This window comes from Alphaproteobacteria bacterium (assembly GCA_002869105.1).
Lineage (GTDB): Bacteria > Pseudomonadota > Alphaproteobacteria > UBA7879 > UBA7879 > UBA7879.
In genome coordinates, this window is the sequence record PKTP01000007.1 from 191628 (window position 1) to 203678 (window position 12051).

Sequence of the window (12051 nt, forward strand, 5' to 3'; positions counted from 1 at the left end):
TAAGGAAATGTCCCGTGAATAGTTTGAACAAAATTAACCCAACAAAAGAACAAAAACGACCCATAGAAATGGAGAAAAATATTATGAAAACTACACTCAACAAATCCAATAGGTACCTAGCGGTAACTATGACAGTGCTCTGCTTAAATATTTCAGCTGGGCCCGGTGATAATGAAAACAGCATAACTGAGGATGGCATGCAACTTTCTGCACCAACATCCCTTGGCCGACGCCCACTTGCTAGGACAAATCTCTCTGCTGCTAGCAATCTCGATGACCTTTTAAAGACATCTAGTGCAGGCCCAAGATTGGGTGCGCTTCGTGAACTGGCAGCATCGGAGGGCGATGCTTCCTCAACCACATCAGCAGCTGGGTCAGTGGCACCATCCGCGGCATATACACACTTGACAGGTGTTTCAAAGATAACGGGTCTTACACAGCTTACTGAGGCTGATGCTGCAAAAATTATTGGCCAAAATGTTTCACTTCAACAAAAAGTAGACATGTTAGATCATGAAATTTCTCGCAAAAAAGCAAAACTTGAAAAGTTACAATAGCAAATGAAAAAGCAGAAAAATTATTTAGCTGCTGAAGCTCAGAGACTTCTCAATCTTGAAGCAACTGATCAAATTAAAGGCATTGCAAATATTGTCAGAGCATTTGGGCATAAATTTACAGATCAGGCCCTTAAAGAGAATGTTGATAGATTGTATGCACACACACAAAGAATGGTGACAGATTACAGTGCCCAAAAAGAACGCGCCCAAAAATATAAACAAAGAACTGCTGAATATGCGGCTCTCGTTCAAGATCTTGCAGAGGCTATTATAAGCTTGACTGGAGGCCAATTACAAGTAGAGGGCAATCAAAAACCGGCACATCTGCAAATTTAAAATATTGTGTAGAGGTTCTTAAAGGCATGTTGGCGACAAAAGAACAAGAAACACAATCACTTGTTCGCAAAGAATTAGATACTCTTTTATTGAAAAAAGAAGAAGATGAGGTTGCATTATCCCCCCGCGCGAGTGCTGCGCAACTTCTCGGATATTTTGGCCTAAACGGAAGTCGTAAATCAGAATATTCTCACACAATGGCTAATGTTTCTGCAGCGATAAGAGTAATATCTGAAAACAATGGTGTGTTTGGTGCCACAAAAAGAGCTGAAGCCTTAAAGATTTTGGCAACAGAATTACACGTTCTTAAGCATGTAAAAAATCTAGTTTCTGGATCAGAGCCTGTTCTTGGATTAGCAGAAGAACATGATCCTAGTTCTGCTATTGGCAATCAAAGTTATGAGCAAGCCCTAGAAAAAAGAAGAGAACTTGCGCATGCAATTCAAGCAGCACAAGATCTTGATATTTCGGTTGATGATATCAGCGGCAATAACGCATAACAGGCTGTAGCTCTTATTTATTATTACCCCCCACTTGGGGGGTTTTTTATTTCTAAAATCAACTTTGAAGTTTGAAGGCAAATAACGTACTAATATAATGAAACATACAAGCGCACAATCAGCTGGGAACAAGATGACCAAAGACCAGAAAAATGTTTTGATATCTCTCTTAGGCCACGTGTTTGAACATTTTGAAAGCGCCATTTTTACCTTTGCGGGGGCTTTTACCGCCAGCTATTTTTTTTCTCAAGACCCTCATCATTGGCTAGGGCACTATGGAGCCTATATTGCCATCTCCTCTGGGCTGTTTCTCGCACCCTTTGGAGCATTTATTTTTTCATGGATTGGTGATCATTTTGGTCGTCGCCCTGCGCTGATTTTGGCTTATCTCATGAGCATTGTACCTTCCATGCTTATCCCCCTGATACCAAGCTATGCTCAAATCGGTATTGTTGCCTCTCTGCTCCTTATTCTCGTTCGAATTTTTCAAGGCCTAGGCGGAAGTGGTGCTTTTGCAGGGCGCATTGTGCTTGTGGGCGAAGGCAGCCCTGAAGGACGCAACTTAAATATGGGCATTCTTATGTCTTTAGGCTTTTTTGGCGCCCTTCTAGCCATTGGGTTAAGTTATGTCTTTATCACCTACAAAATTGTAAGTTGGGGCTGGAAAATTCCTTATTTTTTAGCCTCTGCTCTTGGGATTATTGTTTTATTACTGCGTCGACACCTAACCGAATCTTCTGAGTGGATTGAGCATAAAAAAAACAAAGAAGCTCTTCCGACTACAAAGCCCAGCATTCCCTTGATTCAATGCCTTAAAAAATTTCCAATTTCTATGTTTTGTGTTTTTTGCTTTGGCTTGTGTATGCTAACGCCCTTTTATTACAGCAATATTTGGATTGCAAAACATATAGATGCCAGTAGCTCTACAAGCTTACTGTACACAACCCTTGCCATGGGCTTGTGTAGCACAACGTTGATTCTATTTTTTTGGATGATCACATATGTCAAGCCAGAAAAAATGCTTGCTCTTGGAGCTGTTGCCATTTTTTTGACTGGTATTTTTTTATTAGTAGGACTTCAAAATCCCTTTCCTGGCTTTCATATAATAAATCGTCTGTTAGTTGCTCTTGCAACATCCATGGTCGTTCCGCCTATCATGCTTTTGTCCCATCAATTATTTCCCGTCGACTTTAGATATACCGGATTTGCCATCCCCTTTTTCTTAGGACAGGCTGTTGGCAATGGCCCCACCCCTTTCTATGCTGAATTGATTTACCGTCATACAGGGGCTATATACTTAACATCTGGATTGATTTTCGGTTCTGCCTTGATCTTATTTGTGATCAGTTTTGTGGTCAAATCGCAAAGAAAATTTATAAATATATCTGTTGTAGACGTAGATCCTAAGAGACATAAAAAAAGCTAGGCTCGAAAGCCTAGCAATATCTTATCAGGGAAAATATCCCTTAAACATTATTTTAGAAACGGATCGCTGTTCCAACCAAGAGAACGGCCCCTTTATTGTTGTTTCTAATACCACCTGAGAATAACTGCTTATTTTCACTGCGATCCTTAGGAGTAGCTGCCGCATTATTATAGTATTGTGACGTGTTACGGGTATCAAAATAATTCACTTCACTGAATAACGTGAGTCCAGGGGCGGCTTTATATTCATACGTAACAGAACTAATGTTTGCTTTTGCTTTCCCGCCTTCTACTTTCCGCCAAGACGCCATATGCCCAGCTGCAACATAGTGACGACCAAGCGCGTAACTGATCGCCGCATTGACAGCATCACCGTATGTCTCGGAGAGGTCTTTCCGCGTCAATGATTTGCCGTTATTCATGTATCCCGCACCAAATTGAACATCTCCAAAGTCAACCAATAGCCCAGCAAGGAAAGACTTAGCAGGATGAACGGCGTTAACAGCAAGATTCTGATTTATTTTTGTACTTGGATCAGCCACGGCTCCCCCAAGATACATGTTCACATCAACCCCTGAGGTATTAAAACCATAAGAAACAACTCCTTCAACGACGCGGCGCAGCATGACTTCGTTCTTATTAAATGCATCCCCAAAGGAAGTACTATTTCCCTCATCAGCGCCACGCTTACGCGAGCCAAGCAATTGAGAATGAGGTGTGAAACTGGTTACAAACTGGAAACCATTAATGGTCGGTGTTTGATAAAGAACCTTGGTTGCGTATTTATCATGTGCTGCGTGTTGATAATAAGTCAGTGTCCCTGTACTTGGTGTCGCAAAGGTAAATAATTCACCCCCAAATCCACCGGTAGCACCCATGACATCACGTCCATCTAGGAGTGTTTGCTCAAGAGCACCTTCCATCTCACCCACTTTAAAAGTTCCATATTCATCGGTGTTGTAATAAGCATAGGCGGCTTTGATAAAGTCGGCAGAGCCTGATTTTTCACGGCGCAAATCAAAAACAATGTCGGCACCATAACTATCATTATTCAAGCCGTCAGCAAAAATACTGAAACCAACGTCACCCTTAGTGGAAAAACTTGCCTGATCAATGCGACTATCCCGTTTCTTTGCCGTATTTGCCCCGGCAATAAAAATAAGCTTACCCTTAACTTTAGCCTGCGGCTTTTTAAACCAATCTGTATTGATCACAGTGCTTTTTTGATCCTTTTGATTATTAGATTCAATTTTTGCCTGCGCTTGTTCAGCCCCACAGCCTAATATAAGAGTGAATAAAATAAGTTTATATAAGTTCTTCATAGCGCTACCTTGTTTAAATTGTGCGACTCACAATACTGCAATTCAATTTTTTTTTCAAGAATCAATCTTTCGATGTTGGAACATAGGGATAAGATCGGGGATAGGTCTCTGGCACATCCTCCGGAGATTTAACCGACGATTTTTTACCACAACCACTAAGCCCCACAAGCATTATCAACAAAAAGAAAACTCGCGTGGTCATTTTAACTCCATAAACATAAAAAATAAAAACCTACCCCATACCATATACATTGATTGAAAAAATGCGCGCAACTATTTTTATCTTTTGTGTTCAAGGAGATCAGATGTGAACCGATGATTCCCAGCAATATCAAAACAGCTGTGTAATAAAAAAGACCAGCCTCTTTTAAATTCCCTAGCTGCACCCAAAGGATAGTAATCATCGCAAGAAAAGCTAGAAAGAAAATTTTTTGATAATCACAGATGATCAATGTCATTGATTTTATCCCGGCCAGGCGATCGTCTTCCATATCTTGATAGGCGTAAATGGTATCATACAAAAGTGTCCAGAGGATTCCTATCAAATAGACAAGGAAAGCAGACAAAGTAAGTGTACCGGTAACCTCCAGATACGCAATAAGTACACCCCAGTTGAAAACAATACCTAAAAATAATTGAGGAAAATAGGTCACTCTTTTGGTCAGTGGATAGATGATAACAAAGGGCATGATCGATACTGCCAGCCATATGGTTGTATGGCCAAATGATAATAAGAGACAAAGTCCCAAAATAAGCTGAATGCATAGAAATATAAGCGCAGCAACCACCGATATAGCACCAGAAGCAAGGGGTCTGGCCTGGGTTCTCTCAACTTTTCGATCAAGCTGACGATCAAATATATCATTGATTGTACACCCAGCGCCCCGCATGAGAAAGCTTCCGATCAGAAACTTGGCATATAGAAAAGTCGAATGGGTTGAGGCTGACGCCAATACAAGCCCCCAGCAGCAGGGTAAATATAACAATAAAGCGCCGGTTGGTTTATGCCATCGTGCCAATTTCACATATCCTGAAAAATAAGATTTTATCAACCGGAGATCAAAAAAATTTAGCATTTTCTATTCCTTATCTGTATACAGCCTGTTTATTACTTGATATCTTAAATACGTAAAAAAACAGCCGTTTACTAGGTAATTTTAAATGTCAAAGCACAACAACTTACCCAGACTTTTCCTAGAAACACCGCCTCATGCCGGACAAAAAGTCACATTATGTGACGATGGAAGTCACTATTTAACGGTTGTCCTTAGAATGAAGCCAGGAAATAACCTTCGCGTTTTCAATGCTGAAACGGGGGAGTTTTTGGCAAAAATTGATGGCATTGACAAGAAAAAATGCACGTTAGTCGTTGAAGAGATGATCCGACCTGCCAAAAATGATCTGCCCCTTACGCTGATTTTTTGCCCCCTTCGTAAAGAGCGCATGCATTTCCTGATCGAAAAGGCCATTGAACTTGGCGTGACAGATTTATATCCCATCCTAACAGAACGCACACAATATCGATCTTTCAATGTAGAACGCGCCCAAAGGCACATTATTGAGGCAACAGAACAGTGCGAACGCCTTTCACTTGCACGGATTCACTCATTACGTTCTCTGCCCGATTTATTGAAAGAGTGGCCTATCAACAAAACGATCCTCCTCTGCAAAGAACGTACCGGCTCACAGCCCCTTGCTCAAACTCTCATCAATCAATTCATTCAATCTCCTGCCTTTTTAGTTGGACCAGAAGGTGGGCTTACCACCGAAGAAATCATGCTTCTGGAAAGTTATTCTTTTGTGCAGCCGGTGTCTTTGGGGCTCAACATTCTACGCTCCGAGACGGCTGCTTTAAGCTCCTTGGGCTTTTGGCAGCTATATCTAAAAGCACAAAGAGTTGAATCAACGTGATATCTAAAGAAGTGTAACGCTCTATTTAACCCCCCAAGAAAGGAACCGAGAGATGAAAAAAATATTTTTTGGCTTAGTTATATTAATTATTTTAGGATTTATCGGCTTAACATTGATAAAAATGCCAGCGCCCTCTAGACCTGTCACAAAAGAAGTTAAGATATAGTTTTATCCCAGCAACCAAACTTAGGTTGTTTGGTAGAGCAGACAGGACCTGAGTGACGGCCCTGAGAAAAACTGAATAAAAAGTTGATTGATAAAAAGAAGCGCTTTATGCAGTCAGCTCTAGCGCATGCGCTTTCTGGCAAGCTTACGTAGGCGGCGGATAGCCTCTGACTTCTCACGGGCTTTTCGTTCGGATGGCTTTTCGTATTGACGACGAAGCTTCATTTCACGAAAAACGCCTTCTCTCTGAAGCTTTTTTTTGAGAATTCTTAAAGCTTGTTCTATGTTATTGTCACGGACTGAAATTTCCACGATTTTCTAACCTTTCGTAATAGTTTTAAATCTAAGAACCAAAGTTGACGTTAAAACGCTTGTTAAACTTGGCAAGTTGACCACCAGAGTCAACCAGACGGTGAACACCTGTCCAAGCAGGGTGCGTTTTGGGATCAATTTCCAGACGAATCACATCACCTTCTTTACCCCAAGTAGAGCGCGTTTCATACTCTTCGCCATCGGTCATAATAACTTTAACGGTGTGGTAACGTGGGTGAATATCTTTTTTCATCTGATTAACTAATTTTTCTTGGTTATAACGAATGGGAAAACAGAGTGCAAGCCTAAATATTGTAACAGGCCAACATATTGATAAGATTAACATCTTATCACCTTCATTAACTGCAAAGTTAACGAAGGTGATTAAAGAATGATCTTCGCATAAATGCAGTATGCTAGTAGTGAAAGGAGGCTATTTAAGCTCGTAAGTTTTCTTTTCATGGACCCCTAACGGATCCTTTTGTTTTTTTTCTTCGTAAGAGCAATTTGATAAACCAATAAGAACCATGAATAACATCAAAAGTTTCATAATTTTTTCTCTCTTTTTTATTAATTTATCAAATGGTGAACAAAGTGTAAACCTACATACTTGTCCCTATTGTTTTAAGTGAGCCCTTAGCATCCAGGCCTTTTTCTCAAGGGCACCAATGACAGAACTAATGAGATCCTCAGTTCCTGCATCGGTATTTTCTGAACAATGTGGGAGCACATCTCGAAGAGAACTGATGGTGGTTGCATAGCTTAGAAGCAAATCTTCAATCATTTCTAGAGCAGACAAAGACCCTTCTGGGGCTTCATTTGTCGTCATAAGTGATTGAAACTCTCTGAAACTCCCCGGCGCTTTCCCACCCAAAGTCACAATTCGCTCTGCTAAATCATCAACCGTTTCAGCTAACTCTTGGTACTGGCCTTCAAGAAAAACATGTAGCTGGGCAAAATCAGGGCCTTTAACATTCCAATGATAATTTTGTGTCTTTAGATAAAGTGCATAGGTATTTGAAAAACCCACTTTTAACGACTCAACTGTTGCTTTTGTCATAATAAAGCTCCTTGTTTTTTGATATTAAAATACTAACACAAAAACAAACGCCTACTAAAAGCAAAAACTAGTTAATAGATTTAACGATTGACTCACACATCTTTTTAGCATCCCCAAAGAGCATCATTGTATTATCTTTGAAAAATAGTTCATTTTGAACCCCTGCATACCCAGGTGACATGGATCTTTTCACAAAAAGAACTGTTTTACTTTCCATTACATCAAGAATTGGCATCCCGTAAATAGGACTTTCAGGGTCCGTCTTTGCTGCAGGGTTTGTTACATCATTGGCTCCGATCACAAACGCAACATCGGTTGAAGAAAAATCATTGTTAATTTCATCAAGTTCAAGGACATCTTCATAAGGAATATTTGCTTCAGCAAGCAAAACATTCATATGCCCGGGCATACGGCCTGCAACAGGGTGAATGGCAAATCGAACTCTCACCCCTTTTTCTTTTAGAACAGATACCATTTCTTTTAAAGCATGCTGAGCTTGGGCAACTGCCATCCCATAGCCTGGCACAATAATCACAGAATCTGCGTTTTGCATAAGGAATGCGGCATCTTCAGCACTTCCAGCCTTAACAGGCCTTTCTTCCTCATCGGCGCCCGCAACATTTGAAGAAGTCTGGGATCCAAATCCGCCCAAAATCACATTAATAATAGAGCGATTCATTCCCTTGCACATAATATAGCTCAAAATCGCGCCAGAGGCGCCAACCAATGCCCCTGTTACAATAAGGAGGGGATTGTGCAATGTAAACCCAATGCCGCATGCAGCCCACCCTGAGTAGGAGTTCAGCATGGAAACAATCACTGGCATATCAGCGCCGCCGATGGGCAAAATAAGAAGGAACCCAAGAGCAAAGGAAAGAAAGACAATCGCCCAAAAGGCCACTGTTGTTTGATAAGCAGCAAAAATACCCAAAATGATGAGAATGGATAACAATAAGAGAGCATTCATCATATGTTGACCAGGGAACCGGAGAGGCTTGCCTGATAAAATGCCTTGGAGTTTTAAGAAGGCAACGATAGATCCTGTGAAAGTAAGAGATCCAATTGCTGTTCCAAGTCCCATTTCGATAAGAGCGCCCGTTTTGATAAAACCAATCGGGCCAATATCAAAGGCCTCTGGATTATAAAATGCAGCAGCTGCAACCATGACTGCTGCCAAGCCAACAAGACTGTGAAAAGCAGCAACAAGTTGAGGTAAAGCTGTCATGGCAATAGATCGGGCAATGATGACACCTATCCCAGCACCTAACACAAGGCCCGCAATAATAAGATCATAGCTTAAAACTTTTTGGCTCACCATCGTTGTACCAACAGCGATGGTCATCCCGATCATGCCTAAGAAGTTTCCCCTGCGTGCAGAAGTTGGCGACGCAAGCCCTCTTAAGGAAAGGATAAAACAAACCGATGCAACCAGGTATAAATAGGATGTTATGTTTGACACAGATTTTTCCTTTTATTTCTTTTTTTTGAACATTGAGAGCATTCGTTGCGTCACAACAAATCCCCCAAAAATATTAATGGCAGCTAAAACAACGCCACAAAAACCAAACCACTTTGCAAAGGGGGAATGAGAGGCGCCGGCAGCAATGAGTGCCCCAACAACAATCACGCTTGAGATGGCATTCGTTACAGCCATCAAGGGTGAATGCAAGGCGGGCGTGACACTCCAAACCACGTAGTAACCCACAAAAATCGCTAAAATAAAAATTGTTAAAATAATACTAAATTCCATAGGGTTCCTCTCTATGATGATCGCTCATTTTCCGTTACTTTTCCCGATAGCATGACACAACTTGCACGAATAATCTCATCGTCAACTTCTGGATTAAGATGTGCTTTTCCATCTTGATCAGACACCATTAAATCCAAAAATGATGACATGTTTTTTGCATAGAGAGCACTCGCATTTCCGGCAAGCTCTGAAGCCAGGTTAAGCGGCCCCATGATGCGAACACCTTTGTGGTTAACGTCCCCACCTGCTTTCGTCAGTTCACAGTTGCCGCCTTTTTCAGCAGCCATATCAACAATGACAGAGTTAATGGGCATACCCTCAACCATTTCTTGCGTTATGATCTTCGGCGCCGGACGGCCCGGGATGAGAGCTGTTGTAATAACAAGATCTGACTTGCTCAAAGCTTCTTTAAGACGCTCTGCTTGTTTCTTCTTATATTCCTCTGACATTTCTTTGGCATATCCACCGGCGGTTTCAGCTGAAGCATCCTCAGCAACCTCGATGAATTTAGCACCTAGGCTCTCTACTTGTTCTTTTGCAGCTGGACGGACGTCAAAAGCAGAGACAACCGCACCAAGGCGTTTAGCCGTTGCAATTGCCTGCAGCCCAGCTACACCAGCGCCAACTATGAGAACCTTAGCAGGCATAATCGTGCCAGCAGCCGTCATCATCATTGGCAAGGCTTTTGTGAGAGCGTTCACGCCGACTATAACAGATCGATACCCAGCTAAATTGCTTTGCGAAGAAAGTACATCCATGGTCTGAGCACGGGTAATGCGCGGAACCCGCTCAAGGGCAAAAACGTTAAGCTTCCTTAAAGAAAGGGCCTGAAGATATCCCTCGGTAAAACTATGATTAAAGTGAGCAACGATAGTCGCTCCCATAGGCATAAGATCGAGTTCCCCCGCTTTGCCTTCTTGTGGCTTTTGAACTTTAACAATAATGTGTGCTTGATCGTATACGTCTTTCGGCGTTTTAGCAATTTGAGCGCCGGCTTCTGTGTAACTTTTATCAGAAAAACCAGAGGCCTCCCCCGCGCCAGATTCGATACATACAGTCAAACCCAATTTGGTCCATTTCTTGACCACGTCAGGAGACGCGGCAACGCGATTTTCTGTCTTCAAGGTCTCTTTAGGTACTGCTATTTTCATGATTCAATTTTTTTTGTCATAATGCTTTTTTTCAAAAAGGGATTCAAGAGTATTTGAATCTTTTTATATACAATAATTATTCCACCTTAAGTGGTTTTGGCTTTCTGACATAATCAGGTGTGATAATGCCTGCTGAGATGATCATTTTAATGCCCTCCTCAACGGTCATATCAAGAATATGCAGTTCCTGCCTGGGCACGAATAATAAAAACCCTGATGTCGGATTAGGGGTGGTTGGCAAAAAAACGTTGATGACATCATCAGATGTTTTCTCTTGCACTTCACCTTGTGTTGTCCCGGTTACAAAGCATAGGGCCCATATGCCGTGCCGAGGATATTCCACAAGAGCAACTTCCCGGAAAGACATGGCGTTCTTGCCAAAAAATGCGTCTATCACTTGCTTAATTGTTAAAAAGATTGTTCGCACAAGCGGCAGCTTCGAAAACAACCGCTCCCACTTGGAAACAATGTAATGACCAACAACATTTTGCAAGAGAAACCCAAGGAGCACGAAGGCGAAAATAGAAGTGATCACACCAACACCTGGCACAAGGAAAATTTGATCAATCCACGTCAACTGTGCGGGGAAAATGGACCTAACAAGTCTATCAATTGTTAGTGTCATCCAATAAACTAAGTAAAAAGTTAAGGCTGTTGGCGCCGCAAAAACAAGACCTGCAAATAGATAACCACGGATTTTGAGTAATAATTTCATATGTTCATTTATTTTTTTCGCTTTATACCATTATTTTTCAAGAGAGAGAGATTTTTTTTACCCCCTTATTCTAACGCTTTATTAAGGTATCCCCCAGGTAGGTTGTTATGATAGAACCAAAAGAAGCCGACGAGAGCGAAGCGCCCCCTACCAACAAGCCATCAAGTTCGGCCAACTGTGCAAAATCAGAGGCATTTTTCTCTTGAACCGACCCTCCATACAAAACGGGCGATTGTTTAACCTGAGACTTTATAAATTCCACAACTTTAACAATTTCTCTCGTGGTTGGAACGACACCGGACCCAATTGACCATACCGGCTCATAAGCAATAATAAGTGACGCCCCAAAAGATTTGATACCGTCAATTTGTTCACTGATTACAGTGAGCGTCCGGTCTTGTTCTCTCTGCTCTTTTGTTTCCCCCACACAAAAAATGGGAACAATATCCTGACCTAGGAGATTTTCCACACACGACAACCACAAAGTTTGCGGCCAATTCTGTCTTTGCTCTGAGTGTCCGACCAAACAATACTTAGCCCCGGCTTGAGCCAACATAGATGCTGAAACCTCCCCTGTGAATGCGCCCTTAGCATGTGCCGAGCATTGTTGGGCACCGATTGAAAATACCCCTTGAGCATGGCGGAGGGCTTCTTTTAAATATACAAATGGGGGGCAAACGACCACATTCACCAAATCCTGTTTAGGCAGTTCATGAAAGTAATGCTCAAAAGATTCTGTGGGAAGATTCATCTTCCAGTTAGCAACAATGTATTTTTTTGCCATGGAACTCATACCGGACCTGTGCTAGATATTATGGACTAACATAAATGAATTAATGATCAACTG

At 41.7% G+C, this 12051-nt stretch carries 15 protein-coding genes; 5 read left to right on the forward strand and 10 right to left on the reverse strand.

The genetic code is table 11. From position 1 onward, the window contains the following. Positions 1–14: 14 nt before the first annotated feature. The 4 genes from C0582_03980 to C0582_03995 all read left to right on the forward strand — a co-directional run bounded on the left by C0582_03980 (position 15) and on the right by C0582_03995 (position 2819). A complete protein-coding gene (locus tag C0582_03980) occupies positions 15–557 on the forward strand; it encodes a hypothetical protein (protein ID PLX29694.1) in 543 nt (180 codons plus the stop codon). 3 nt (positions 558–560) lie between these two features. After that, entirely contained in the window at positions 561–893 is a 333-nt protein-coding gene (locus C0582_03985; GenBank protein PLX29695.1) for a hypothetical protein, read from the forward strand. A gap of 26 nt (positions 894–919) precedes the next feature. Continuing rightward, a complete protein-coding gene (locus C0582_03990) occupies positions 920–1393 on the forward strand; it encodes a hypothetical protein (GenBank protein ID PLX29696.1) in 474 nt (157 codons plus the stop codon). 97 nt (positions 1394–1490) lie between these two features. After that, entirely contained in the window at positions 1491–2819 is a 1329-nt protein-coding gene (locus C0582_03995) for a hypothetical protein (protein ID PLX29697.1), read from the forward strand. Between the two features lie 52 nt (positions 2820–2871). On the opposite strand, the gene C0582_04000 is transcribed toward C0582_03995, so the two are convergent. Together C0582_04000 and C0582_04005 are read right to left on the reverse strand one after the other, a co-directional pair. Continuing rightward, the gene (locus C0582_04000) at positions 2872–4140 is read right to left on the reverse strand and encodes a hypothetical protein (GenBank protein ID PLX29698.1); all 1269 of its coding nucleotides are present in this window, start codon (positions 4138–4140) and stop codon (positions 2872–2874) included. 203 nt (positions 4141–4343) lie between these two features. Next, the gene (locus C0582_04005; protein PLX29699.1) at positions 4344–5216 is read right to left on the reverse strand and encodes a 4-hydroxybenzoate octaprenyltransferase; all 873 of its coding nucleotides are present in this window, start codon (positions 5214–5216) and stop codon (positions 4344–4346) included. Positions 5217–5301: 85 nt separating this feature from the next. On the opposite strand from C0582_04005, the gene C0582_04010 reads away from it, so the two are divergent. After that, entirely contained in the window at positions 5302–6051 is a 750-nt protein-coding gene (locus tag C0582_04010; GenBank protein ID PLX29700.1) for a 16S rRNA (uracil(1498)-N(3))-methyltransferase, read from the forward strand. 285 nt (positions 6052–6336) lie between these two features. Here C0582_04010 and rpsU read toward each other — a convergent pair whose 3' ends face one another. From rpsU to tpiA, 8 genes are all read right to left on the reverse strand, one after another. Continuing rightward, positions 6337–6528 carry a 30S ribosomal protein S21 gene (rpsU, locus tag C0582_04015; GenBank protein PLX29701.1) on the reverse strand — a complete coding sequence of 64 codons (192 nt, stop codon included), beginning with the start codon at positions 6526–6528 and terminating at the stop codon, positions 6337–6339. 31 nt (positions 6529–6559) lie between these two features. Further along, positions 6560–6781, reverse strand: a complete 222-nt coding sequence (gene rpmE, locus C0582_04020; GenBank protein PLX29809.1) for a 50S ribosomal protein L31 — start codon at positions 6779–6781, stop codon at positions 6560–6562. A 363-nt stretch (positions 6782–7144) separates the two neighbouring features. Then, positions 7145–7588, reverse strand: coding sequence for a DNA starvation/stationary phase protection protein (locus tag C0582_04025; protein PLX29702.1), 444 nt, complete (start codon positions 7586–7588; stop codon positions 7145–7147). A 67-nt stretch (positions 7589–7655) separates the two neighbouring features. Next, entirely contained in the window at positions 7656–9047 is a 1392-nt protein-coding gene (locus tag C0582_04030) for an NAD synthetase (protein ID PLX29703.1), read from the reverse strand. A gap of 12 nt (positions 9048–9059) precedes the next feature. Next, a complete protein-coding gene (locus C0582_04035) occupies positions 9060–9338 on the reverse strand; it encodes a pyridine nucleotide transhydrogenase (GenBank protein ID PLX29704.1) in 279 nt (92 codons plus the stop codon). Between the two features lie 11 nt (positions 9339–9349). Next, positions 9350–10489: an NAD(P)(+) transhydrogenase (Re/Si-specific) subunit alpha gene (locus tag C0582_04040; protein ID PLX29705.1), complete on the reverse strand. Its 1140-nt coding sequence runs from the start codon at positions 10487–10489 to the stop codon at positions 9350–9352. A gap of 76 nt (positions 10490–10565) precedes the next feature. Continuing rightward, positions 10566–11204, reverse strand: a complete 639-nt coding sequence (locus C0582_04045; protein PLX29706.1) for a hypothetical protein — start codon at positions 11202–11204, stop codon at positions 10566–10568. 70 nt (positions 11205–11274) lie between these two features. Next, positions 11275–11997 (reverse strand): triose-phosphate isomerase, encoded by a 723-nt coding sequence (gene tpiA / locus C0582_04050; GenBank protein ID PLX29707.1) that lies wholly within the window; start codon positions 11995–11997, stop codon positions 11275–11277. Positions 11998–12051 lie beyond the last annotated feature (54 nt).